Consider the following 25,465-nt stretch of genomic DNA (forward strand, 5'->3'; position numbering starts at 1 on the left):
TTATTGGATACGTTCAATGTTAGCTTGTTTGTATTAAACTTATTTAATAGCTAAAAAATCATGAATAATGTTGGAATGGTACCAGGAAAAAAGACCGGCAATTTATTGTGAACAAAAAAGTTAGTATATATATAGTAATCAAAAATGTAGACTTAGTAGTTAACTAAGCTTTAGGGTGCGCCTGATCATAGGCTTTTTTTAATTGTTCGAGGCTGTTATGCGTATATACCTGTGTAGCGGCCAGGCTGCTATGGCCCAGCAGATCTTTAATGGCATTGAGGTCGGCTCCGCGATTGAGCAAGTGGGTAGCGAAGGTATGCCGTAACACGTGCGGGCTTTTTTTCTCCAGAGTTGTTACAATTTCCAGATGCCGTTTCACGATCCGCTGGATCAGCATGGGGTAGGCCGGATTCCCCTGCTCGCTGACAATAAAGGCTTCCTGATCGGCTTTGTCGCCCAGCTCGCTTTTTTTGAGCTGCAGATACTTGTCGATTACGGCGGCGAGATTAGGCGTAAGGGGCACAATGCGGTGTTTGTTTCGTTTCCCGAGCACGATAATGGTTTTTTCGTACAGATTGACGTCGGTGTGCTTCAGCCCGATCAGTTCACTGAGGCGGATGCCGGTGCCATAGAGTAGTTCGAGCACCAGTTTGTCGCGTGTACCGTCAAAGTCATCGGTAAACGAAAATTCATCCAGCAGGGTCTCCATTGGTTTTTCTTCAACGTAGACCGGCAGTTTCTTGCTGGTTTTGAGCGCCTGGATTTTCAGCATAGGATCGCTTGTAATCACCTTGCGCCGGATCAGGAAACCATAGTAACTCCGGAGCGTCGCGATTTTCCGGTTGATGGAGGTCTTATCCAGACCGGCATCAACCAGCGTAACAATCCAGGCCCGGATCTGGCGGAAATCGGCCTGCTCAGGGTGTGCCAGCGAGAACTCACCGGCCAGAAATACCTGAAACTGTTCCAGATCTTTGCCATAGGCGGTCAGGGTATGATGGCTGAGCCGTTTTTCAAACCGGATATAATCCAGGAAGTCGTCGATACTGATCTGCGGAGCTGTTGACATAAGGGCGAAAATAGGGGATTAAGCACAACGGATTGCTTATCCATATAACAAAAAAAAGCAGCGAACTTCACAGCTCACTGCTTCTTTTAAGATCTGCACCTGACGATAACAAACGGTCGGAATTGCGCGCTAATTCGTGGGTTTGTCAGTGCATCAGTAATCAGAGACTATTGCTCTGTGTGCTTGCCGTACATTCTTTCTTTGTACGTAGCTTTGATGACCTGAGTCCGACGTTTTACTGAAGGCTTCGTGAAAGCTGTCCGTGAACGCAGTTCACGCAATACGCCCGTCTTCTCAAATTTCTTCTTGAAGCGTTTCAGGGCTTTGTCAATTGATTCGTTTTCTTTTACGTTTACAATAAGCATATCCGGATATTAAAATTTCGCTAAAAAACGGACAGCAAAGATAGTATGTTTGCAGGAATGAAGCAAGCAGTGATTGATTTAGGCACAAACACCTTCCATTTAATGGTCGTTGAGAGGGCGGCCGATGGAACGGAAAAGGTCCTGTTCCGGGAAAGCCGACCGGCAAAAATCGGGAAAGCAGGCATTAATCAGGGCATGATTACCGAAGAAGCGATCGGGCGGGCCCTCGGGGTACTCGGTTATTTCCGTGAGCAGCTTGACCGGCTGGAGGTACCGGTAGCGCAGGTGGTGGCCATCGGTACGAGCGCTATCCGTGTGGCGAAAAATCAGGCTGAGTTTATTGAGCGCGTCCGGGAGGCAACCGGAATCCGGATTCAGGTGATTTCGGGCGATCAGGAGGCCGGCTATATTTATCATGGTGTGAAGGCATCCGGCGCCCTGAACTATCCGGACGAAACCTGCCTGATTGTTGACATCGGCGGGGGGAGTGTTGAGTTCATCATCAGTGCCCGGGACCGGATTCTGTGGAAGCAAAGTTTTGAAATCGGCGGACAGCGGCTGATGGAGCGGTTTATGCCGGATCCGCAACAGGCAATCAGTGGTGTGGCCGTCCGCCGCCTGCGGGATTATCTGCAGGAGCAGCTGCTGCCGCTCGTGAATGCACTCCATCAGTATAGCCCGCGTTCAGGCGCACCGCTCCGGCTGGTGGGTTCATCGGGTACGTTCGATACACTGGTCGATATGTGGTTTATGCACAGCCAGGGCATCTGGCCCCCTGCCAGTCAGGCGGCCTTTGAACTACCCGTCGAGGAGTTTTACCGGTCATTTGAGCAGTTAATGACCCGCAATCATGATGAACGCATGCAACTGCCGGGGATGATTGAGCTCCGCGTTGATATGATTGTGGTCGCTGTCTGTCTGATCGATTACCTGATCCGGACGTTTGGTATCCGGCAAATCAGCACCTCTACCTACTCATTGAAGGAAGGCGTTCTGGCAACCATGCAAACGTCCCCGAATGGATGGGTGTAAACCGGTAAAAGTCTGCTGGTAATGTCTTTACTGAGCAGCTCCTAACAAAACCCTTATGAAATCGGAAACCAACGAAAAATCATCGCTCAGCAATCTGCTGTATACCCTGCTTATTTTAATTGCGGTCATTCTGGCCTTGTCTTTTCCGGGCCTGTTCACGAGTGTAGGCGGGTTTCCGCTGAAAAAGCTGATCATTCCGTTGCTGCAGATTATTATGCTGGGGATGGGCACAACCATGGCCCTGAAAGACTTTGAAGGTGTTATAAAGCAGCCCCGGGCGGTCCTGATCGGCGTTGTGTTTCATTTTATTATCATGCCGGCACTGGGTTTTTCGCTGGCGAATATCTTTAATTTCCCGCCTGAGATTGCGGCAGGGGTGATTCTGATCGGTTGTTCACCCAGCGGGCTGGCCTCCAACGTGATGTGTTTCATTGCCAAAGCCAACGTGCCGCTGTCGATCACCGTAACCTCAATCTCAACCCTGCTGGCCCCGCTGATGACCCCGTTGCTGATGAAGTTGCTGGCGGGTCAGTTTGTATCTATTGACTTCTGGAAAATGGTGGTCGAGATTATGCAAATCATTATTCTGCCGGTGATTCTGGGCCTTATCCTGAACCGGATTTTCCATAAATCGGCCGTGATCCTGAATAAGATCATGCCGCTGATCTCGATGGGCGGGATCGTGCTGATTGTGGCCATTATCACGGCGGCGGGCCGGGATAGTCTGCTGACCGTTGGCTGGACACTGGCCCTTTGTGTGCTGATTCATAACCTGAGCGGCTTTATATTCGGATACTGGACAGCGCGCCTCTTCAGGCTCGATGAGCAAAGCAGCCGCACTGTAGCCATCGAAGTGGGTCTGCAAAACGGCGGGCTGGCATCAGGGATCGCCCTGCAGATGGGTAAGGTCGCTACGGTAGGTCTGGCGCCTGCCTTGTTCGGGCCAATCATGAACATGACCGGTTCGCTACTGGCTACCTACTGGAGCCAGCGGCCACCCAAAAATCAACCCGTTGAGTTGACCCCCGAAGTCGCATAAATCATCGGATAATACAATAATTCCGGAACCGGTTGGGTAAAGCTTTCGTCAAAGTTTTACCCAACCGGTTTTTAATTGCAGGATTTTAAGAAGTTACAAACTTTATATTTTATTATTTGGTTGATATATCAACAGTATTTACTTTTGCCTCATGTCAACAACAACAGCACAGGATATAAAGGAACGGGTTGCATCAAGATTGGGCCGGCTGGTTGGTTTTAATATCAATCATGTGGCTCATCTGATGGCTAAACACGTAAACCGTGAGCTTTTGAAGACAGGCTACACCCTGCAAATGGAGCAGCTGCCTGTTCTGTTTATGATTTATTTTTCAACAGAACTGATGTCACAGCAGGAAATAGCTAATCTGTTACAGAAAGATAAATCAGGCGTGCAGCGGACCATCAAGACCCTGGAACGGGACGGCTACCTGCGGGTTCAGCAGGACGATGTGGACCGGCGTAAAAACAACGTGCAACTGACGGCAGCAGGCCGGAACATTATTGACCGGGTGGTTCAGTCGGCCCATACCTTTGATCAGGAATTAACCAGTAAGCTGACAACCGAGGAGGTAGATACATTGCTTGGTATCCTGAACAAGATTGCGCGTAATCTGGAGAATTAAACTTTTTTTTAGTCTTATTGTTGATATGTCAACTGTAGACATGTCAACGGAGTTTGTACCTACAAATCATGAAAACCAGGATCATACTTAGCGGACTATTTGCCCTGGGCATCTCGCTGAGTGCAAAAAGCCAGTCGACCACATCAGGGCAGCCGACTGCACAGGTTCAGCCGGCTGGATGGTCGCTGAAAGATTGTATTAACTACGGTTTAAAGAATTACGGTACCGTTCGCGTGGCCCAGTATCAGACACAGATTGCTGATCAGCAGGCGCGGGAAGCCATTGCAGGCTATCTGCCCCAGGTGAACGCATCCGGTAACGTCACCGACAACATTAAGCTGCAGACAACGGTCCTGCCGGCCGGTATTTTTGGTCCGGAGCCAACGCGGGTTGCCTTCGGGCAGAAGTACCAGACCACCGCCAGCGCATCGGTCGATCAGGTGATTTACGATAAATCGCTGCTGGTCGGTATCAAAGCGGCTAAGCCAAATACCGAAAAAGCACAGCTGAATGCCCGTCAGACGCAGGAAGATGTGGTCTATGCCATTGCCAGTAACTACTATCAGGTGTTTGTCGTACAGCAGCAGATTGCGCTCCTGAAAGACAACCTGAAACGGACGGAGCAGGTGCTGAACATCCTGAAGCTGCAACGCGATAACGGGGTTATCCAGCCGGTCGACTATACCCGCACAGAGGTTACGTATAACAGTACCAAGTCACAGCTGACGCTGGCAGAAAGCAACCTGAAACTGGCCCTCAACCGGTTAAAATTCCAGATGGGTATGTCGCAGCAGCAGGACCTGACGCTGTCGGATTCGACCTTGACCACGAAAATGCCGGTTGTTGAAAACACGGGTTTTGATGCCCGCAACCTGACCAACTTCCGGATTCTCGAAGCCAACCTGGCCCTGCAGAACCTGGACCGTGAGCGGATCAAAGCCGGCTACCTGCCCAAGCTAAGCGCGAATGCGCAGTATGGAACACTGGCGCTGGGGAACAAATACTGGGAGTCGGTGCAGAAATTCAGCGGCTTCGGGAGCATTGGTCTGCGGGTAAGCATTCCGCTTTTTGATGGCTTCCGCCGCGATGCGCAGATTAAGCAGTCGACCCTGAATATCAATATTCTGCAGGAGCAGCAGCGCCTGAATGTGGCCTCGTATGAGTTACAGTTCAACAACGCGCAGACACAGTTGCAGCGGGCGCAGATTTCGTTGCAGAACGACGAGCGCAATATCCGGCTGGCGCAGGAAGTTTACGAGGTAACGACGCTCCAGTACAGACAGGGGACAAAGCCACTGACCGATCTGGTCAATGCCGAAACATCGTATCGTCAGGCCCAGAGCGATTACATCAATTCACTACTCAATTATAATCAGGCACGGTTAGATCTTGAACAGTCTCAGGGTTCCCTGCTTTCGTTTTATAACCAACTCTAATATCCGGGATCGGGCTCGATGAATGGGTGAGCCCTTTACTGACCTCAATCATCATGAAAAAGACAACCATTATTATCCTTGTCGCGCTGGTAGCCGTTTCGGCCCTGATCGCTTTCCGGCTGGCATCCAATAAAAAGGTAATTGATGCGAAAAACCAGTTGCCGGCCAATACAAACGTAGCGATTCCGGTAACGGCTGCTACCGTGGCGGAAGGTTCCGTTGACCAGCAGTTAGTGAAAACCGGTAACCTGATTCCGTTTAAGGAGGCCGACGTGATGGCCACCGTTGCCGGCAAGGTAATCCGCGTCAATTTTGACCTGGGCTCGTCCGTACGGCAGGGAGCCACGCTGGTTCAGGTAGACAGCAAACTGAAAGAACTGTCGCTTGAAGCTACGGAATTACAGGTGGATAAGTTAAAGAAAGACGTGACCCGCTACAATACGTTGCTGGCCGGAAATGCCACCACTGAAATTCAGGTCAACGAAACTAATTATAACTATAAAAATGCCCTGAATCAGGCTGAGCAAATCAAGAAGCAGATTCAGGACGCCAATGTACAGGCACCGATCAGCGGCCGCATTGTGAAGAAAAACATTGAGCCGGGCGAGTTCGTCAATGTCGGTACGTCGCTGGGTACGATTCTGGATGTATCCCGCCTGAAAGTACAGGTGCTGGTCAACGAGAAAGACGTGTACTCGCTGCGCGAAGGCCAGTCGGTACGGGTGTCGGCCGATGTGTTTCCGAACCGCCTGTTTGAAGGCCGTATCTCGTATATCGCCCCGCAGGGAAATGAAGAACATAACTATCCGGTCGAAATTACGCTGAGTAACGGTAATCTGCTGAAAGCCGGTACGTTTGTCAACGTTGACTTCTCGCAGAAATCGAAGCAGCAGGCGTTGCAGATTCCGCGCTCGGCGCTGGTCGCCAGCATCAAAGCGCCGTATGTGTACGTAGTGGAAAACGGCAAGGCCCGTCAGCGGGTGATAACCATTGGCCGCGATTTCGGCGATACCGTCGAGGTAACCGGCGGATTAGCCGCAGGAGAGCAGGTCGTGACAACCGGTCAGCTCAACCTGAGCGATGGAAGTGCGGTACAAGTAACGAAATAATCACCGGTAAGGTAAAACCATGTCAATAACCGAAGTAGCCATAAAACGACCATTGCTGGTGACAACCATTTTCACCGTTATGGTCCTGTTCGGCTTCATGAGCTACAAGCAGCTGTCGTATAACCTGCTGCCAAAGTTCGAAGCGAACGTAATCAGCGTATCGACCATCTATCGCGGGGCGTCTGCCGATGAGGTGGAGACCAACGTGACAAAACGCATTGAAGACGCCCTGTCGTCGATTGAAGGGCTTGACCGGATCACCTCTACCTCGCAGGAAGGGGCTTCGATTGTGATCATGCAGCTCAAAAACGGGGTCAATACAACCCTGGCGCAGCAGGATGCCCAGCGTAAAGTCGATCAGATTCTGAACCTGTTGCCGGATGGCGTCGATAAGCCCACCATCAACAAGTTCTCGACCGATGAACTGCCGGTGCTGCGGATGGGGGTTACGGCAAAAATGTCGCCAACGCAGCTCTACGACCTCATCGATGATAAAATTAAACCGCAGCTGTCGAACGTACCGGGTGTGGGTCAGATCAGCATCATTGGCGGTAGCGAACGGGAAATTCAGGTCAACGTTGACCAGGAAAAACTGAAAGCCTACGGGCTCTCGATCGGTCAGGTAGCGCAGGCCATCAACGCGGCCAACACCAGTTACCCGGCAGGACAGATTGAAACGGATAAAAGTCAGTATTCCATCCGTTTCGACGCAACCGTTTCCACAACGCAGAAAATGCGTAGCCTGATTGTTGCACGGCGGCCGTCGGGTGGGGAGATTTTGCTGAGCGATGTCGCAGAGGTGGTAGACGGCACGGCTAAGGCAACGGCCATCAACCACATCAATGCGTTGCCATCGGTAGGGTTACAGGTGCAGAAACAGTCGGATGCCAATGCCGTCGATGTGAGCAAGCTGGTGCGCGAGCGGCTGACGAAGATTGAAGGGCAGTTTAAAAACGTGGGCCTGAAGTTTAACGTGGCGTCTGACCAGTCAATTTACACCCTGGCCTCAGCCAATGCGGTTGTAGACGACTTATTCCTGGCCGTCCTGATCGTATCGGTTGTGATGCTGATGTTCCTGCATAGTTTCCGGTCGTCGCTGTTCGTTCTGGTGGCGCTGCCATCGTCGATGTTGCCGACGTTTGCACTCATGTATCTGAGCGGCTTCTCGCTCAACCTCATGACGCTGATGGCCCTGTCGCTGGTTGTTGGTATCCTGGTCGATGACTCGATTGTGGTCCTGGAAAACATCAACCGTCACATGGAAATGGGGAAAGACAAGCGGACGGCTGCCCTTGATGGCCGGAATGAGATTGGCTTTACCGCCCTCGCCATTACGCTGGTCGACGTCGTGGTATTCGTGCCGCTGGCGATGACTTCCGGTCTGATCGGGAATATCCTGCGCGAATTTGCCCTGGTGGTCGTATTCTCTACCCTGATGAGTCTCGTGGTTTCGTTTACGCTGACGCCATTGCTGGTTTCGCGTTTCGGTAAACTGGAGGTGCTGAATCCGAAGTCATTATGGGGTAAGCTGAACATCGGTTTCGAACGGTTCCTGGATAACCTGAAAGAAGGCTACGGCCATGTACTGGCCTGGGCACTGGGCCACAAGCGCTATATCTTTCTGTTAACGATTGCCATCTTTGTCGGCGCGGTAGCGCTGGTGCCGGGTGGTTTTATCGGGGCCGCCTTTATGCAGCAAAGCGATCAGGGGGAGTTTAACGTCAGTGTTGAACTGGACCCGACAGCGTCGATTTACCAGACCAATCAGTTGTCGCAACGGGTGGAGCAGATCATCATGAAGCACCCTGAAGTGACGAATGTGTTCACCAACGTGGGGTATACCAACAATGGGGTAGCCACATCGTCGAACAGTAATATTGCGGATATCAACGTCAAGCTGGTTGATAAAAAAGAGCGTAAACTGTCGACGGAAGAGTTCGGCAGCATGGTGAAAGGGGAAATCGCGCAGATTCCGGGCGTACGTGTCACCGTGAGTCCGGTGTCTATTGCCGGTGGTACCCAGGCGCCGATCCAGATTGCGATCAAAGGGACAGACCTGCCGTCGATCCGTCAGGCAGCGGCGCAGGTAAAAGCGGTGGTGCAGTCGGTAGCGGGCACACAGGATGTTCAGTATTCGGTGAAAGATCCGAAACCGGAAGTAACCGTAAACCTGAACCGTGAGCGCATGGCGCAGCTGGGCATCAGCGCCGCCGATGTCGGACAGGCGCTGCAAATTGCTTACCGTGGCGATGACCGGTCAAAGTTTAAGCAAAACGGTAATGAGTACGACATCCTGATCAGCCTCGATAAGTTTGACCGGTCGAATCCGGGCGATATCCGCCACCTGACCTTTGTGAATAACCAGGGGCGTACGTTTGAGCTGTCGCAGTTTGCCAGCGTTCAGCAGAATACCGGCGAAAGCGTGCTGCAACGGATCGACCGGCTGTCGTCAATTTCGGTGAACTCGCAGGTAGTGGGTCGTCCGAGCGGTTCGGTCGGGGCCGATATTCAGGCGAAGATGGCGAAAGTGAAACTGCCGGACGGGATTTCTATTCAGTACCTCGGTCAGCTGGAACAACAGTCCGATGCGTTCGGAAGTCTGGGCCAGGCTCTGTTACTGGGTATCCTGCTGGTATACTTCATCATGGTGGCGTTGTACGAAAGCGTTGTTTATCCGTTTGTCGTCCTGTTCTCGATTCCGGTCGCGTTGGTGGGGGCTTTACTGGCCCTGGCGTTGTCGATGCAGAGCCTGACTGTGTTCTCGATTGTAGGGATGATTATGCTCCTCGGTCTGGTGGCGAAGAATGCGATTCTGATCGTTGACTTTACCAACCAGCTGAAAGCAGAAGGGATGGGCGTTGTGGAGGCACTGATCGAAGCCGGTAAAGAACGTCTTCGCCCGATCCTGATGACTACGCTGGCGATGATTGTCGGGATGTTGCCGATTGCGTTGGCCAGTGGTGCCGGTGCCGAGGTAAAAAACGGTATGGCATGGGTTATTATCGGTGGTTTGTCCAGCTCGTTAATTTTAACGCTGGTTGTCGTTCCATCGGTATATCTGGTCGTTGACCGGATTATTGCCCGGTTTTCGGGTAAAAAAACGACGCCGAAGAAGCCGGAAGAACTAACGGCGGCTAAGGCAATCAGTTAAGTCGATGCATACTTTATCAACAGCAGGGCGGGCCGGAGCAATCCGGTCCGCCCTGTATTTTTTCAGGCTGGATTAATTTTACCACATAGATACATAGTTCACAAAAAAGTTTCAATAAAACTATGTTTATCTAAGTAAGCAAGCAGAACCAGATTAGATTTAGCCAGAAAGCAAAGGATTGTATGTCAATAGTTTATTAACTAAATCGCTCAATAACTTATGTGGTAAAATGCGTGAAGTGAAAGTCAGCGTACACGACATTACATTGCTTTCCTGCTTACGATGTCGGCATGGTGCTGCGTATGGTAGCCGGTGAAATAAATCATTTCGCGTACCGTAAACGGACCCAATAGCGGATGCTTCCAGACAGTATAGGCGTCCAGATCTGTTTCCGGGATAGCGTCGACATGGGCCAGCAATTGTGCCGACATCGTCTGCCAGTTTTCCAGCCATTGCGCCGGCGTAAGGCTCTCCAGCTCAGGCTTCGGATTGGTGTTCGGGTTATTGGCGCCGGGAAAGCGGGCCAGCTGTTCGAGGTAACCGGCTTTGATAGCGTCAAAACTCCGTGATTCGCGGGCTTCCGGCCGCCACATGGCCCGGCCGGCATCGCTCAGCAGGCGGCTGGTGCTGGAGTCGGCCAGGTAAATATGAGCCAGTTCCTGCCCGATAGTCCATTTACCGTCCTGCGAACGGTGGAGTTGAGCGTCGGTTAAGGTGCCGATAAACCCGGCCATAGCCCGGAGGCTGGCAGCCAGAGCGGTTGAAACGGTTGTTACTGTCATGTTCAGGAAAATTAAGTTGACCGGTCAAAGCTGAAAAATAAAAGTTGCATATACAACTTTGCCGGTATAAATTTGTCCATGGACGCTGAGAACTACTGTATTGCCGGCCGGCTGCGGATGCTTTCCCGCATCATGACCAGCCTATACAATCAGGCTTTTGAGGACGAGGATGTTACCTTGCCACAGGCAGGGCTGCTGATGTACATTTTTGCCCAACCGGGTATCCGTCAGGTAGCCCTGGGGCAGATGCTGCATATCGAAAAGTCGGGCATGAACCGTGAACTCCAGCTCTTACAACGCAACGGCTGGCTGACCGACAACCTCAAGCAAGGCCTTTTTTTAACGGAAGAGGGCAGGATTAAAGCCAAACGATGCCATAAAATCTGGAAAGCCCTCAACCTGAACATGCGGGAGCAGCTGGGGACGGAAGCGTTATCTGGTCTGAACACACTCTCCGGACAGATTTTTGAACTGGCACAGACGACCCGAACGAACAATCAGCAAACGGATACAGAATGAAACCCCATTATTTGCAGACAACCCGGAAAGAATCTTTTCAGACGTGGCGATTCCGGACATTGATGAACTGGTATCCAATGTTTTTCGGAACAGGCGGCAAGATCCTGTTCTGGTCAGGTGATTCGAAAGAAGTACAGGTCAGGCTGCGCCGGAATGTCTGGACCTATAACTACGTCGGGACCATTTTCGGGGGCAGTATGTTCGCGGCTTCCGACCCGTTCTACATGCTGATGCTGTACCGGATTCTGGGGAATCAGTATGTGGTCTGGGATAAAGCGGCTAAGATCCGCTTCCGGAAACCGGGACGAACCACCCTTTACGCTCATTTTCTGCTGACAGACGCGGACCTTGACGAAATTCGTCAGGAGGTAGGCCAAAACGGACAGCTGGACCGGACCTTCGTCATTCAGTGGCGGGATAAGGACGGCGTCGTCTATGCCGAAATCGAACGCACATGTTACATCGCCGATAAAACCCATTATGAAGAACGAAAAAACGACCGGCAACAGTCGCGATTCCAGCGCCGCTGATCAGATTATGGCTACAGAACACCATCTCACAGTAACCCGAACGGCCCGTTTTCATACACTCGGCGGCGACGGTTCGGGCGAACGGCCCGATTCGGTTACCAACATCTGGTTTGTGCTGCATGGCTACGGACAGCTGGCCCGGTACTTTATCCGCAAATTCGACGTCATCGCCGATGAACATACCCTGGTCGTCGCACCGGAAGCCTTATCGCGCTTTTATCTGGATACGGAGTTTAACCGCATGGGGGCTTCCTGGCTGACCCGCGAAGACCGGGATCAGGAAGTGGCAGATTATGTGGCGTATCTCGACACCCTGTATACACGGATCATGCAGGACCGGGATCCGGCTTCGGTGAAGATTACGTTACTCGGGTTTTCGCAGGGAGGAGCAACGGCTTGCCGGTGGGTAACCCACGGTAAGGTCAGCTGCGATCGTCTGATCTTATGGGCAGGCTATTTCGCCAACGGGCTGACCGATGTGCTGCCCGCTTCAACCGCAGCGCAGCTGCCGGTCACCTATGTCTATGGCCGGCAGGATGAATATATTGAGCAAATGCCGGATCCGGATGCCTACATCATGCGGATCAAACAGGATATGCCGCATGTGCAGATCGATGCGTTTGAAGGCAAACACGTGATAGACCGGGACGTCCTGAAGCGCTATAAATAAATTTGTCCGGCTACCGGAAGGGTAGCCGGACAAACGGTTATTTCCGGTAAATGGTTGTTGCAGCGGCCTGGGCGCTGGCCAGAATGGTCATGTCGGCGATGGTCACATTGGCTGGTGCCGTTACCGCATAAACAATAGCATCGGCAATATCGCGGGCCGTCAGCGGGTCGAACCCTTCGTATACTTTTGCCGCCCGGCCGGCATCTCCTTTAAACCGCACCACCGAAAATTCAGTCTCTACCGCACCCGGCGCAATGTTGGTCACCTTAATGCCATGTTGGGTCAGGTCAAGGCGCATGCCTGTGCTGAGCGCTTCAACCGCCGCCTTGGAGGCACAGTAAACGGCCCCGTTGGCATAGGTCTGCTTGCCGGCGATAGAACTGATGTTAACGATATGGCCTTTCTGCCGCTCCACCATGCCGGGAATAACAGCTTTCGACACATAGAGCAATCCCTGCACGTTACCGTCAATCATAGCATCCCAGTCGTCCGGATCTCCGTCCTGAACAGCCGACAGGCCGTGGGCGTTGCCGGCATTATTGACCAGTACATCAATTGCCTGCCATCCGGCCGGGAGTGAGGCAATGGCTTCCGCTACGGCATTCCGGTCACGGACATCAAATGTTAAGGTGGTGACGGCGGTTTGCTGACTAAGCTCGCCGGCTACGTCTGCCAGACGATCGGTCCGTCGTCCGCATAAAATCAGGTTGTATCCACGTTGGGCCAGTGCTGCGGCGGTGGCTTTGCCAATGCCGGAGGTGGCCCCGGTTATCAGAGCATTCATACCTATAAAAAGACGGATTTGTAAACCGTTTAGTAAAATAAAAAACATTTAACCATAATATGTGAGTTATCTTGCTAATTATGGTTGCATAATGGACAATGTCCTTATAAACCTATCAGAAAAAAATGGATTGACCTTCTAATTTTTTGGTGTATTATTGGGGTCGCAAAATAATATTCCGGATTTGTTCACTAAATGGCACTGGTTATCGAAAAGTAATTTTACAGCACGTTATGAACCCTGAATTTTCGGTCGTCATCCCGACATACCTGCGACCGACACTACTGATGAAATGCCTGGATGCCTTAAGCCGCCAGCAGCTTCCGCATAATCAATTTGAAATTATTGTTGTGGATGATGGTGACGACCGGGCAACGGCCGAGATTGTACAGAGCTTTCGGGAAGTATTCGGGATTGAAGCTCGTTATCTGGCACAGGCCAAACGCCGTGGACCGGCTGCCGCCCGTAATCGGGGCTGGCGGGCGGCGCGTGGCCGCATCATTGCGTTTACCGAAGATGATTGTATGCCGCAGGCCGACTGGTTACCGGCTGTTCTGCCTTCGTTTAAGCGGGGGGCACAGGCAATTTCCGGCCAGGTACGGCTGACCAATGCCAGGCAGGCCTCCGTCAGCCGTAGCAACGGGTTTATGGACAAGGCCGAATTGTCGAGCGCTAATTTTTTCTGCCTGCCGGCTGTTTTACAGCGTGTCGGAGGCTTTACGGAAGACTTTGATATTGCCTGGCGGGAAGACAGTGATCTTCAGTTTAAACTGATCCGCGCGGGCATACGCATGGGCAAATGCCCGGAAGCTGTTGTGACACATCCCATCCGCAAATCGCACTGGAACAACCGGTTGCGGGAAGAACGGAAATACAGCTATGATGCCTTGCTCTACAAACGCCATCCTGAATTATACCGGCAGCGCATGGGTCACGAACGTAATCAGGTGCTGGAATACTACGGCGCCGTTTTTAGTTTCATCACCGGCCTGTTTGCGCTACTGAGCGGTCACAGTTTTGTGGGGGCCAGCGGGCTGGCAATCTGGTTATTGCTGACCGCCGATCTGTTAGCCCGTTTCTGGCCGAAAGAGCAACTGACCTGGGAGGGGGTGCAGCAAGCGTTTACAACCGCCATCATTACACCCTATCTATCCATCTTCTGGCGATTACACGGGGCGGTCAAATACAGGGTTTTGTATTGGTAACGTTGTTTTCTATAGCTCATAACGCAACAGGGCGTAACCACTGGTTACGCCCTGTTGCGTTATGAGCTATACCCGACGGATTATGCCTGTGCTTTGTCGCAGAATTCTTCGAATGCCATTACCAGGTGCTGGGCGATCATTTGTGCCGAGCGACCTTCGATATGGTGGCGTTCGATGAAATGAACCAGCTCACCATCTTTAATCAGGGCGATCGACGGAGATGATGGCGGGTAAGGCAACAGGTGCTCCCGCATGCGCGCAGTAGCTTCGAGATCACCACCGGCAAATACGGTTACTAACCGGTCAGGCTTCACATCGCTGGCTGCCAGGGCCGCTTTTACGCCCGGACGGGCTGCACCCGCAGCACAACCACATACTGAATTGACCATAATCAGCATAGTGCCTTCTGTTTGTGCCATAGCGGCATCAACTTCGGCGGGTGTTGTTAACTCCTGAAAACCGGCGCTTGTCAGGTCCTGACGCATCGGAATCAATAGATGAGGAGGATACATGATGTACTTATTTGTTAATGTTTGAGATACTTATTTAAAATGCCTTGCGGCAGGGAATTACATAAAGCCGAGTTCGAGTTTCGCCACCTCCGACATCATTTCCGTTGAGTAAGGCGGATCAAACGTAAGTTCGACACTGACATCATTCACGTCTTCGATTTCCCGGACTTTCTGTTCGATTTCGGCCGGAATAGAACCCGCCGACGGACACGAAGGGGAGGTCAGCGTCATCAGAATATAGACGTTGTTGACCGGAAAAATCTTGATTTCGTAAATAAGCCCGAGCTCATAGACATCAACCGGGATTTCGGGGTCATAAACGCCTTTGAGGGCCAGCACCACCTGCTCTTTAAGTTCTGTTTCGTTCATATTGTTTCGTACGGTTTGCTCGACTGGTTAGTCTGGCCGTTTTAAGCAATGATGTTGGAATAACACCAACCGTTTTTATGCGGGATTCGCAGCGTATATCTGTCCATAAGCCTTCATCTGCGCGAGCATAGCGGCCAGACCGCCGGCACGGCGGGAAGTGACCAGGTTACCCATTCCGACTTTGTCAATAAAATAGATGTCGGCTTTGGCGATGTCTTCCGCTTTTTCATCGGAAAGGACACGGATCAGCAGACTAATCAGGCCTTTTGAGATCTGGGCCGTTGGCTCGGCGTCGGCGTAAAAATGCACCGTGTCGCCCTGCTTTTCTGCTCCCAGCCACACTTTCGACTGACAGCCCATGATCCGGTTATCATCGGTCAGGTATTTTTCCGGCATCGGCGGTAGTTTTTTGCCCAGGTCAATGATGTATTGCGTTTTGTCGAGCGGATCGTCGAACAGATCAAACTCGTCAATGATTTCGTCCTGCTTTTCGTTAATGGTCATTGTTTAGAATTTTCCAGGTAGCCCACTCATAGGGCGAACCGCTAAAATACGAATACTTGAATCCTGATATTGATAGACAAGTCTATACTTGCGGACAAACACCGCCCGGATAAAACTAATTCCGAATTCAGGTACAAGACGACTCATTTCCGGAAAGCTTATAATGAGATTTAGCTTTTTATCCAGTTCATCAGACCAGTCATCAGCCAGACTACCAGAGATTTCAAAAAGATAGCCATAAATATCTTTGACCTCTTCTCTGGCGCTATCGTTCCAGATTACTGTCATATCACTGTTATCGGGATTCTTTAGATGCTTTTAGCTCCTCCATGTACGTTTTTAACTCATTCATGAACGTTGCATGGTCCTTTCCGGAAGTTGTGCGGGCTTCCTGAATACGCTCATTAATCGAACGGATAAAGAGAATAGGTTCGATCAACTGATCTGCAGTAACCTGATCCGGCAGCGTGCCGAAGCTTTCAATTACCTGGCTTTTGTCTGACAAGAATTCGGTTTCCATGATATGATTGCTTATTCAGTTACATCATCATTTTCTGAACGCGCAGGATGCCTTGTGCCAGACGGTCAATTTCTTCTCTGGTGTTATAAACCGCAAAAGAGGCCCGGCTGGTTCCGGCAACACCCAATCGCCGCATTAATGGCTGCGTACAGTGATGCCCCGTCCGGACAGCAATGCCCAGCTGATCGAGAATAACGCCCGTATCCTGATGGTGAATCCCGTCGAGTACAAACGAAATAACGCTCACCTTTTCTCTGGCCTGACCTATGATGCGGAGGCCTTCGATCTGGCTTAATTTTTCGGTAGCATACACGAGCAGTTCGTGTTCGTAGGCGGCAATGTTTTCCTTGCCCAGCCCTTCAATGTATTCGAGCGCCGTTCGGGCCGCAATCACATCGGCGATGTTCGGCGTTCCGGCTTCGAATTTATACGGCAGGTCGTTATAAGTCGTTTTCTCAAATGTAACTTCCTTGATCATCTCACCGCCACCACGATACGGCGGCATGGCCTCCAGCAGCGCCTTTTTGCCATATAACACACCCATACCAGTGGGGCCGTAAAGCTTGTGGGCCGAAAGGGAATAGAAATCACAGTCGAGCGCCTGTACGTCGAGGGTAATGTGTGAGCTGGCCTGTGCCCCGTCAATCAGTACCACCGCGCCAGCAGCATGAGCCTTGTCGATGATTGTTTTGACGGGATTGATGGTGCCCAGTGCGTTAGAGACGTGCACGACAGAAACCAGCTTTGTGCGCTCCGACAATAGTTTTTCATACTCGTCAATCAGCAGATCGCCGTTGTCGTCGATCGGAATGACTTTCAGGATACAGCCCTTCTCTTCGCAGAGCATTTGCCAGGGCACAATATTTGAGTGATGCTCAAGGGTAGAAATAATGATCTCGTCACCAGCGTTCAGGAAGCGGCGGCCATACGACTGGGCAACCAGGTTGATCCCGTCGGTTGTGCCATAGGTAAAAATAATTTCCTCCAGATGCCGGGCATTCAGAAATTCCTGAAATTTCTGACGGGTTGCTTCGAAGGCCGAGGTGGCTTTTTCCGCTAACTGGTGAATGCCACGGTGAATATTGGCGTTATAACCACCATAGTAACCACTAATAGCCTGTAAAACAGACAACGGTTTTTGGGTAGTGGCCGCGTTATCGAAATAGACAAGCTGCTTGCCGTTAACCAGCTGATCAAGAATAGGAAAGTCTGCGCGGATGCGCTGTATGTCCAGGATGTCCGTGGCTGTTTGCATAATCCGAATAACTCATCCGCCATGTACCAGTCGATAGCGGGTGAGTAGTTTTGAAAGATTCAAAATTACAACAAAAAACAGCCACAATTTGTGCGATCGGGGTGGGATAATTTCCGGAGGGATGGTTCCGGGTTCTGGATGGTACTAGATACCGGATAATATCGTAACCATCCAGCATCTAGTATCTACTATCAATCATCCGGCATCCAGCCCAATCAGGCAAAATAGCTTTTTGCTTTAATGACTTTCGGGCCGGTCTCGTCTTTGGTAACGGTATAACTGAAGCCTTTCTGAATGGCATAGCCACCCACATCACCGGCTTTATTGATGGCCACAAACGCCACCTGAAAATCTTTCGCCTTTTCGGGGTTGCGTTTCACCACGCGCTCAACGGCTTTGCGGCAGGCTTCTTCCGGCGACAGGCCCTGCCGCATAAATTCAACCACCAGGTGTGTCCCGGCCACGCGGATGACTTCTTCGCCCTGACCGGTGGCGACGGCAGCACCGGCTTCATTATCGACAAACAACCCTGAGCCAATGATGGGTGAGTCGCCGAGGCGACCGCGCATTTTAAAGGCCATGCCGCTCGTCGTACACATGCCCGACAACCGGCCATTGCTGTCAATGGCTACGGTGCCCATGGTATCGTGGTTTGGCGTACCATCATCGAAGTACGAAGGCGCAAATGGGCCATGCCCTTTTTTCTGAGCTGGTTTCGAGTTTTCGATGTTAATGACCGGTTTATATTCCGATTTTTTTAACCATTTCCGGTAGGTTTCGGCCGCATCCGGTGATAGTACATCCGGTTCCAGTTTAAAGCCGTTTTCGAGGGCAAACTGCTGGGCACCGGAACCGACCAGCATCACGTGCGGGGTTAGTTCCATGACCTTGCGCGCGACAGATACCGGATGCTTGATCCGCTCCAGGAAGGCTACCGAGCCGCAGTTGGCCTGTTCGTCCATGATGCAGGCATCAAGCGTTACATGGCCGTCCCGATCTGGGTTGGCCATCAGCCCTACGCAGCAGCCTCCGTCGTTTTCAATGGCAATGCCCGCCTGTTCTACGGCATCAAGGGCTTTCCCGCCTTTTTTGAGTACTTCCCACGCGGCATTATTGGCAGTAACCCCACTATCCCAGGTTGAGATAACTACAGGTTTGGTAGCTGCGGTTGAGGAAAGGGGGCTTTTTGAAAAAGCGGCTGAGACTTTGCCCAATAAAGGGAGCGATAAAGCACCCAACTGAATAAACTTGCGACGAGAAGCCATTAGGTTGATGATAAATAATCCTGAACTGTAAGGTTTATGGGGATTTGATATGCTAATTATTAAATTTTTTTAAAATATTCTATAGCTGTGTATTAATTTGTGTAATAACATGCATAGAAAGTATATATTCGCTTATGAATGATAAAAGCATACTATTTTGTCGGGGACACAAAGGTGTGTGGCGTAATCGTATAAACTTATGATTTAAACATATAGTATGCAAACAGTAAGATCCTGATTTCCATTACCAGAGAATTTTTTTGTCGTCGAGGCGGAGGAGGGATCTCTGGCCGCTTCGTGTAAAGAGAGCCCTACTCCGTCGGGATGACAAAAAACAGGACAGGAGACTTACGCCAGGTTCTCGAGGGCAGCGGCAACGGTCGTAACCGGCATTTGGCAGGCCCTGTTGTAGCAGACATAAATAGCCGTTTGCCCGTTAACAGTCGTCCGGCTTTGTAATAACGGTAGCTGGCTGCTGCTTTCGGTACCGCAGAAAATGACATTCGGCCGGAAATGTTTATCCAGTTCACACCGGAAAGCCTGCGCATCCGGCCCGACGATGGCAATTTCGGCCGTTGGTTTTACCCGCAGCGTATAGAGGGCTGCCCAGTTGGTCAGGTAATCCGCATTGGACTGGAGCAACGGCTGGATACGCCCGAGCATCTGATCGGCTTTTTGGCCGTACAGAGGGCGGTCGAGCAGTAAGCTGAGTGTATAGAAATTACCGGCCATAATCGAGTTGGATGCCGGCATGACGTTGTCGAACAGCTCTTTTCGGCGGGCAATGAGTTCTTCGCCGTTTTTATCCGTAAAAAACAGCAAATCATCATCCGGATCAGAGAAATTATCGAGCACGTATTTGGTCAGCCGGTCGGCTTCGGTCAGGAAACTTTCGGTAAAGGTTGCCTGATACAGGGCCAGCAGACCGTCGATCACCGCGGCGTAATCTTCCAGGAAACCGGGTTGTTTGGCACGGCCCTGCTTATAGCTGTGCCAGAGCCGTCCGTTCCGCTGGTCGCGCATTTTATGGAGCAGAAAATGCGCGAGCCGGATGGCCGTGGCCAGAAACTCAGGTTCGTCGAAAACGCGGTAGGCCGTAACCAGCCCTTTCAGCATCAGGCCGTTCCACGAACACAGAATTTTGTCGTCGAGGCCCGGGCGGATGCGCTCATCACGGCGCTTAAACAGGCGCGTATGGGCCGCCGCCAGTTGTACATCAAACTCTTCCGGTGTCCAGCCGGCACGCTCGGCAAACGTCTCGTCGGTGTCGATGCGGTGCAGGATGTTGCGGCCATGTTCAAAATTGCCCTCCTCCCGGATGTGGTACAGATCGGCAAACCAGTCGAAGTCGATGCCCAGTATCTGCCGGAGTTCGTCGGTTGTCCAGGTGTAAAACCGGCCTTCTTCGCCCTCACTGTCGGCATCGAGGGCCGAATAAAAGCCGCCGTCGGGGCTGAGCAGCTCACGCTGGGCAAAGTGAATTGTCTGGTAAACAACATGCTTATACAAAGGCCGTTTGGTCAGACTGTAAGCCTGGCTATAGAGCGTCAGCAACTGGCCGTTGTCGTACAGCATTTTCTCAAAATGGGGCGCAAACCAGTGATCATCGACCGAATACCGCGCAAACCCGCCCCCGAGCTGGTCGTAAATGCCCCCGAGCGCCATACGGTCGAGGGTTAACGCTACTTGCGATTGGGCGGTCGGGCGGCCGGGTGAATCGGTCAGATGAATGTAGTTGAGCAGGAACGAGTAAATGCCTGGCATCGGGAATTTAGGTGCCCGGTTCATGCCGCCTTTTTGCCGGTCGAAACTACCGGCCAGTTTCTGAAACATGGCCTCAACGGTTTCTTCCGAAAACAGCGGATTGGCGGCTGCCAGACTAAAGCGGCTGCTTTCCGAAATATTCAGTTCATTGGCAAAGCCCTCGGCCGATTCGAACAGCTGATCACGGTGTTCCTGAAAAGCGTTCTGCACGCTGTTGAGGAGGTTTACCCACTGCTGAGGCGGGAGGTAGGTAACCCCATAAAACGGTTTGGCATCGGGTACCAGAAAGACATTCAGCGGCCAGCCACCCCGAACGCCCATGGCCTGAACGGCATCCATGTAGATGGCATCCACATCAGGCCGCTCTTCACGGTCGACCTTGATGCAGACAAAGTGCTCGTTCATTACGCGGGCAATGCCTTCTTTCTCAAAGGATTCCCGCTCCATAACATGGCACCAGTGGCAGGCCGAATACCCGATGCTGACCAGGATCGGCTTGTTTTCGTCACGGGCTTTGGTCAGGGCTTCTTCACCCCACGGATACCAGTCGACCGGGTTGTGGGCGTGTTGCAGTAAATATGGGCTTGTTTCGTTTGCTAAGCGATTCATGGACAACTGGTGAAAGAGTGAAAGAGATAAAGAGCGAAAAGTACATAAGTGAACGAGTGAAAGAGATAAAGAGTGACGATACCGCTCTTTCATTCATTCGCTCTTTCACTCTTTAAAAATATGTTTGACTACTTGTTGGTTGCCGGCCTGGAAGCGGACCAGGTACAGTCCGGATGGCAGGTCGGCTACAGGGATAGTGGTTTGGTGGTTGCCGCCAACAGGGTTTTTGCTGACCACAGTACGCTGCTTAACCACCTGCCCCGCTACAGTTAATACGGATATGTCGGCGGAATTGTTCAGTTGGGCGGGCCACGTAAGGGTCACCTGGTCGGTGGCGGGGTTAGGATAGAGGGTGATAGCGGACGAAGCGTTGCCCGGCGCCGGATCTTCGGTGCCGGTAATGACCGACATATCGAACTGACATAAATAAACCTGCCGTCCGGTCAGCGTAATGTTGCGGCTCCAGTTTTTGTACGTCACTGTCAGGGTGGTAGCCTGGCCGTCGGCGGCGTATGGATTCTGGGCGGCAATCAGGATTTTATCGCCTTTGACAACGCCCCGCCACACCGGTTTTCGGCTGTCCATCAGGTCACGGGCAGGCGTTGCGATGACCAGCTCGTAGTTTCCCTGAAACATATCGGCAAAGCGGGAGAGGCGGTACAGGCCGTGAATGAAGTGTTCATAGGCGGCATAGGTATCCTGCCGGGTTTGCTCAAATGCCGGAATCTCCCAGAGCCAGAGCCCTTTGGCCCCTGAGAAAAACGGAAAAATGGCGGTAGCTTCGGCCATAAACGGCTGGATGAAGTTGGGGAAGTTGCCGCAGCAATCGTGGTAACGCATCCAGACAAACGGAATAACGGGCTTGGTGCTCCACGCGCGGTTTACCTCTACCTGAAAGAGCAGGTAGGCCAGATAATCGGGTGCCAGGGCGCTGGTATAGTCGTAATAGTAATAGCCGGACGGAGCCAGGTAGTCGAGTTGCTCATACAGCGGCCCGCCAACTTTGGCGGTATTGGTTGTGTCTTTCGTCAGAAAATGCACGCGGTTCGCGTTGGTGGTCCAGTCGGCCCAGGTATTGCCGACAACATTCAGGTAGGTATTCCGGACCGGCACGTCGCTGTAGGTACTCATAGGTATCTGGCTCAGGTCGGCGCGGTTGCGGATGTAGCGCAGGGACTCGCCGTAGAGAGCTGTCATGTCTTTTTTGTAGCGATCCAGGAAGGCCGCGTCCGACAGCTGGCGATAGGCTGCCGGGGTGGTGGCGTCGGTTTTGAGGGCCAGAATCCGGGCGTCGGTTTCCTGCACCCGTTCGACGTCGACCATCAGCAGGCTGCTCTGGAGGTTAAATTTGCCCTGGCTGTTGGTAAGGCCGCCCGACACAGCCGTCAGCCATTGATCCCATTTGGTCCGGTAGGCGGTCAGGTTGTTGTTCCAGGGACTTTCGGCCGTTTCCCAGGGCTGGTTAAGCCCGAAGGCAAAGCCCGACCATTCCAGGGCCCGCTGGGTGGGTTTCACGAAGGTGCCGAACTCGCTGTCGCGTACGTAGACGATATGGCTGAAGCCGTGTTTGAGCGGTTGCCCCTGAACCGCCGAAAAGCGGGGACCACCGTAGACAATGGTAAACGGCAGTGTAAAATCCGGAAACGACTCCCAGTTGATGCGGTTTGTCTGCGAAACAGGCGTAAACGAAAGCGGATCAGCGCACTGAATCTGGGCGATTGCCGTGGCCGGAAAGAGCAGATATAGGAGTGAAAGAAACCGATTCTTCATGCGAATGCTGGATACCTGATGGAGATGATCCTTCAAAATTATTAACTTAGGCCCGCCCATTGGCTCGAAAAAGGCCATAGCACTATATAATCAACCAAATATGGGGTGTTTTACAATAAACATCGCATAAAAAGCCATGAAACGGTTCATTCCTGTCCTAATACTTAGTGTAAGTACACTCTTCAGCCAATGCAAAAAAGGCAACGAGCCTGACACCTCAACGGCCAACCGCCTGGAGCTGATTACGTCGACCAACTGGCAGCTCAGTCAGCTGACGGATGCGAGCGGGAAGGTGATCAATCCGCAACAGACCAACCTGACCACTCAGGTGCTGTTCGGCCTCGATTTTCAGTTCCGCAACGACAACATCGTGCGTGCCCTCGACCGGACCACCAAACAGATCGTCAATGGCGGCGACTGGAAATTTACCAGCGATAACACCGGTGTCGACGTGAAAGTGACCGGCTTCAACGGCATTTTCCCGATCGGCGAACTGAGCCGTCAGAAACTGGTCCTGAAAAATAAAATCCCCGTCAACGGCATCGAGCAGGAAGCCAACCTGGAATTTAAACCGTCACTGTGACAGTGATTGAATGATTAAGTGATTGAATGATTGACTTTTTAATGCTGTACGGTATTCAGTCATTCAATAATTCAGTCATTCACTAATTCAATCATTCATCTTTATGAAAAATAACCCCCGTACGTTGAGTGCCTGGTGTATGTATGACTGGGCGAATTCGGTGCATTCGCTGGTGATTGTGTCGAGTATTTTTCCGGTTTACTTTTCGTCGACGGCGCTGAACGAAGCGGGCGGGCCGGTGATTGATTTTCTGGGCTATCCCATCAAAAACTCGGTGCTGTTTTCGTATACGGTGTCGGCGGCGTTTCTGCTGACGGCACTGCTGTCGCCGATCTGCACCGCCATTGCCGACTACAGCGGGCGTAAGAAAATCTTTATGCAGCTGTTTTGCTACCTCGGGGCTATTTCGTGCTCGTTGCTGTACTTCTTTACGCGGGAAACCACCACGTTTGCCATTTTCTGTTTCGGACTAAGCCTTGTGGGCTGGGCGGGCAGCATCGTGTTTTACAACTCTTACCTGCCCGACATCGCCACCGAGGACCAGTTCGACCGCGTCAGTGCGCGGGGCTACACCATGGGCTATATCGGCAGCGTGGCCCTGATGATTTTTAATCTGGTGATGATCATGAAGCCCGAATGGTTCGGTGGTATTTCGGCGGGGCTGGCGTCGCGGATTTCGTTCCTCACCGTCGGGTTGTGGTGGATTGGCTTTGCCCAGATTCCGTTCCGGGTTCTGCCCAACACCGGCTTTTCGAAAGGCAGTAGCGGGGGCGCACCGTCGAACTACCTGCTGAACGGTTTTAAAGAGCTGCAGAAAGTGTTTGTACAGGTTAAGAGTCAGTTACTGATCAAGCGGTTTCTGCTTTCCTTTTTTGTCTACAACATGGGTGTGCAGACGGTGATGTACATCGCAACCATTTTTGCCAGCGACGAGCTGAAGATGACCGGGTCGAGCCTGATCGTGACCATTCTGCTCATTCAGCTGGTAGCGATTCCGGGCGCATACGGGTTTGCGCGGCTGTCGGAGCGGTTCGGCAACACCTATGCCCTGATGGTGGCCGTATCGATCTGGATCGGCATCTGTACGGCGGCGTATTTTGTGCAGAACCAGAACCAGTTTTTTATCCTGGCGGCGGTGGTCGGGCTGGTGATGGGCGGCATTCAGTCCCTGTCGCGGTCGACGTATTCGAAGCTGATTCCGGAAGAGACCCCCGATACGGCTTCGTTTTTCAGCTTCTACGACGTCACCGAAAAGGTCTCTATTGTGCTGGGAACGGCTGTTTACGGGTTTATTGAGCAGATTACCGGCAGCATGCGCAACAGTGTGCTGGCGCTGTTGGTCTTGTTTATCATCGGGTTAGTGTTATTGACGCGGATTCCGTCACAAAAAATTTACCGGGTTCGTTTGCAAACTGAATAAGTTTTGTAGTTTTGCAACCCGATTGAGGCAGGAAACTGTCTGACGGCCTCGCAGGATGTTAGCTCAGTTGGTTCAGAGCGCTGCCTTGACAGGGCAGAGGTCAGCGGTTCGAGCCCGCTACATCCTACTACAAAAACAAAACCCCCGCCGAACAGCTGTTCGGCGGGGGTTTTGTTTTTGAGACCTCCGCAAAGCAGTGCCATTCCACCACAGAATGTTATAGTGAATCAACTTAGTGCCCGGGTATAAAATGGGATATTGTAGCTGAGCCGCTGTCTCCTTCTTGTCTGAAGCAAACAAATCCGTATAGAAAGGTAACTCCCGGACCCTGGCTTTTCATTTTGTAATAAACATTTGCATTTTACTGCTTTGATGGAATTTTTATTTGGACTGTTTATAAATAATGCTGTAGCTTTGTAACATTGTTCAGGCGATGCGTTACGTAGCTGCAACTGCGTTCCGGAAAAGAGAACAAGCCAATGCCTTGCCGTAAGGAAAAAGGGCAGTGGGATCTCCTGAACAAAAAAAGCCGGATGGCTGCAACCATCCGGCTCGGCCTGCCTGACGGCAGGTGCTCT

25 protein-coding genes and 1 tRNA gene are annotated in these 25,465 nt (G+C 51.8%); 13 read left to right on the plus strand and 13 right to left on the minus strand.

Annotated elements, in window-relative coordinates; genetic code table 11:
* Positions 1-163 precede the first annotated feature (163 nt).
* Positions 164-1,069 carry a tyrosine-type recombinase/integrase gene (locus tag BLX24_RS00660; RefSeq protein WP_071501162.1) on the minus strand — a complete coding sequence of 302 codons (906 nt, stop codon included), beginning with the start codon at positions 1,067-1,069 and terminating at the stop codon, positions 164-166.
* 167 nt (positions 1,070-1,236) lie between these two features.
* Entirely contained in the window at positions 1,237-1,434 is a 198-nt protein-coding gene (rpsU, locus tag BLX24_RS00665; RefSeq protein WP_071501163.1) for a 30S ribosomal protein S21, read from the minus strand.
* Between the two features lie 57 nt (positions 1,435-1,491).
* On the opposite strand from rpsU, the gene BLX24_RS00670 reads away from it, so the two are divergent.
* From BLX24_RS00670 to BLX24_RS00695, 6 genes are all read left to right on the plus strand, one after another.
* Positions 1,492-2,466, plus strand: a complete 975-nt coding sequence (locus tag BLX24_RS00670) for a Ppx/GppA phosphatase family protein (RefSeq protein WP_071501750.1) — start codon at positions 1,492-1,494, stop codon at positions 2,464-2,466.
* A 55-nt stretch (positions 2,467-2,521) separates the two neighbouring features.
* A complete protein-coding gene (locus BLX24_RS00675; RefSeq protein ID WP_071501164.1) occupies positions 2,522-3,505 on the plus strand; it encodes a bile acid:sodium symporter family protein in 984 nt (327 codons plus the stop codon).
* 151 nt (positions 3,506-3,656) lie between these two features.
* Positions 3,657-4,130, plus strand: a complete 474-nt coding sequence (locus BLX24_RS00680; protein WP_071501165.1) for a MarR family winged helix-turn-helix transcriptional regulator — start codon at positions 3,657-3,659, stop codon at positions 4,128-4,130.
* A gap of 68 nt (positions 4,131-4,198) precedes the next feature.
* Positions 4,199-5,566 carry a TolC family protein gene (locus BLX24_RS00685; protein WP_071501166.1) on the plus strand — a complete coding sequence of 456 codons (1,368 nt, stop codon included), beginning with the start codon at positions 4,199-4,201 and terminating at the stop codon, positions 5,564-5,566.
* 53 nt (positions 5,567-5,619) lie between these two features.
* Positions 5,620-6,675 carry an efflux RND transporter periplasmic adaptor subunit gene (locus tag BLX24_RS00690; RefSeq protein WP_071501167.1) on the plus strand — a complete coding sequence of 352 codons (1,056 nt, stop codon included), beginning with the start codon at positions 5,620-5,622 and terminating at the stop codon, positions 6,673-6,675.
* Between the two features lie 19 nt (positions 6,676-6,694).
* Positions 6,695-9,826 (plus strand): efflux RND transporter permease subunit, encoded by a 3,132-nt coding sequence (locus BLX24_RS00695; RefSeq protein ID WP_071501168.1) that lies wholly within the window; start codon positions 6,695-6,697, stop codon positions 9,824-9,826.
* 260 nt (positions 9,827-10,086) lie between these two features.
* On the opposite strand, the gene BLX24_RS00700 is transcribed toward BLX24_RS00695, so the two are convergent.
* Positions 10,087-10,608 carry a DinB family protein gene (locus tag BLX24_RS00700; protein WP_071501169.1) on the minus strand — a complete coding sequence of 174 codons (522 nt, stop codon included), beginning with the start codon at positions 10,606-10,608 and terminating at the stop codon, positions 10,087-10,089.
* 78 nt (positions 10,609-10,686) lie between these two features.
* Here BLX24_RS00700 and BLX24_RS00705 point away from each other — a divergent pair, with 78 nt between their 5' ends.
* From BLX24_RS00705 to BLX24_RS00715, 3 genes are read left to right on the plus strand one after another with little or no spacing between them, the layout of a single operon-like run.
* Positions 10,687-11,127 (plus strand): MarR family winged helix-turn-helix transcriptional regulator, encoded by a 441-nt coding sequence (locus BLX24_RS00705; protein WP_071501170.1) that lies wholly within the window; start codon positions 10,687-10,689, stop codon positions 11,125-11,127.
* A complete protein-coding gene (locus BLX24_RS00710) occupies positions 11,124-11,657 on the plus strand; it encodes a DUF4442 domain-containing protein (RefSeq protein ID WP_071501171.1) in 534 nt (177 codons plus the stop codon). The genes BLX24_RS00705 and BLX24_RS00710 overlap by 4 nt, the downstream gene beginning before the upstream one ends.
* Positions 11,608-12,327, plus strand: a complete 720-nt coding sequence (locus BLX24_RS00715) for an alpha/beta hydrolase (RefSeq protein WP_229201663.1) — start codon at positions 11,608-11,610, stop codon at positions 12,325-12,327. Before BLX24_RS00710 ends, BLX24_RS00715 begins: the two co-directional genes overlap by 50 nt.
* Before the next feature lie 37 nt (positions 12,328-12,364).
* Here the strand turns inward: BLX24_RS00715 and BLX24_RS00720 are convergent, their stop codons facing one another.
* On the minus strand, positions 12,365-13,117 hold the full coding sequence (locus tag BLX24_RS00720; RefSeq protein ID WP_143092565.1) for an SDR family NAD(P)-dependent oxidoreductase: 753 nt from the start codon (positions 13,115-13,117) through the stop codon (positions 12,365-12,367).
* A 227-nt stretch (positions 13,118-13,344) separates the two neighbouring features.
* Here BLX24_RS00720 and BLX24_RS00725 point away from each other — a divergent pair, with 227 nt between their 5' ends.
* The gene (locus tag BLX24_RS00725) at positions 13,345-14,316 is read left to right on the plus strand and encodes a glycosyltransferase family 2 protein (protein WP_071501172.1); all 972 of its coding nucleotides are present in this window, start codon (positions 13,345-13,347) and stop codon (positions 14,314-14,316) included.
* A gap of 80 nt (positions 14,317-14,396) precedes the next feature.
* Here BLX24_RS00725 and BLX24_RS00730 read toward each other — a convergent pair whose 3' ends face one another.
* From BLX24_RS00730 to BLX24_RS00770, 9 genes are all read right to left on the minus strand, one after another.
* Entirely contained in the window at positions 14,397-14,828 is a 432-nt protein-coding gene (locus BLX24_RS00730; RefSeq protein WP_071501173.1) for a BrxA/BrxB family bacilliredoxin, read from the minus strand.
* Between the two features lie 57 nt (positions 14,829-14,885).
* Positions 14,886-15,197 carry a DUF59 domain-containing protein gene (locus BLX24_RS00735; RefSeq protein ID WP_071501174.1) on the minus strand — a complete coding sequence of 104 codons (312 nt, stop codon included), beginning with the start codon at positions 15,195-15,197 and terminating at the stop codon, positions 14,886-14,888.
* A gap of 75 nt (positions 15,198-15,272) precedes the next feature.
* The gene (locus BLX24_RS00740; protein ID WP_071501175.1) at positions 15,273-15,701 is read right to left on the minus strand and encodes a SufE family protein; all 429 of its coding nucleotides are present in this window, start codon (positions 15,699-15,701) and stop codon (positions 15,273-15,275) included.
* Positions 15,702-15,704: 3 nt separating this feature from the next.
* Positions 15,705-15,989, minus strand: coding sequence for a type II toxin-antitoxin system RelE/ParE family toxin (locus BLX24_RS00745; protein WP_071501176.1), 285 nt, complete (start codon positions 15,987-15,989; stop codon positions 15,705-15,707).
* 7 nt (positions 15,990-15,996) lie between these two features.
* Complete coding sequence (locus BLX24_RS00750) at positions 15,997-16,221, minus strand: hypothetical protein (RefSeq protein WP_071501177.1); 225 nt, start codon at positions 16,219-16,221, stop codon at positions 15,997-15,999.
* Between the two features lie 19 nt (positions 16,222-16,240).
* Entirely contained in the window at positions 16,241-17,476 is a 1,236-nt protein-coding gene (locus BLX24_RS00755; protein WP_071501178.1) for a cysteine desulfurase, read from the minus strand.
* A gap of 215 nt (positions 17,477-17,691) precedes the next feature.
* On the minus strand, positions 17,692-18,741 hold the full coding sequence (locus BLX24_RS00760) for a glycosylasparaginase (RefSeq protein ID WP_071501179.1): 1,050 nt from the start codon (positions 18,739-18,741) through the stop codon (positions 17,692-17,694).
* A gap of 348 nt (positions 18,742-19,089) precedes the next feature.
* The gene (locus BLX24_RS00765) at positions 19,090-21,114 is read right to left on the minus strand and encodes a thioredoxin domain-containing protein (RefSeq protein WP_071501180.1); all 2,025 of its coding nucleotides are present in this window, start codon (positions 21,112-21,114) and stop codon (positions 19,090-19,092) included.
* 105 nt (positions 21,115-21,219) lie between these two features.
* Positions 21,220-22,884, minus strand: coding sequence for a T9SS type A sorting domain-containing protein (locus BLX24_RS00770; protein ID WP_071501753.1), 1,665 nt, complete (start codon positions 22,882-22,884; stop codon positions 21,220-21,222).
* Between the two features lie 136 nt (positions 22,885-23,020).
* Between BLX24_RS00770 and BLX24_RS00775 the strand changes: the two genes are divergently transcribed.
* From BLX24_RS00775 to BLX24_RS00785, 3 genes are all read left to right on the plus strand, one after another.
* Positions 23,021-23,467 (plus strand): hypothetical protein, encoded by a 447-nt coding sequence (locus tag BLX24_RS00775; RefSeq protein ID WP_071501181.1) that lies wholly within the window; start codon positions 23,021-23,023, stop codon positions 23,465-23,467.
* Between the two features lie 103 nt (positions 23,468-23,570).
* Positions 23,571-24,887 carry an MFS transporter gene (locus tag BLX24_RS00780; RefSeq protein WP_071501182.1) on the plus strand — a complete coding sequence of 439 codons (1,317 nt, stop codon included), beginning with the start codon at positions 23,571-23,573 and terminating at the stop codon, positions 24,885-24,887.
* 52 nt (positions 24,888-24,939) lie between these two features.
* Positions 24,940-25,014, plus strand: a tRNA-Val gene (locus BLX24_RS00785).
* Positions 25,015-25,465 lie beyond the last annotated feature (451 nt).

This window comes from Arsenicibacter rosenii (assembly GCF_001870735.1).
In the GTDB taxonomy this organism is placed as follows: domain Bacteria; phylum Bacteroidota; class Bacteroidia; order Cytophagales; family Spirosomataceae; genus Arsenicibacter; species Arsenicibacter rosenii.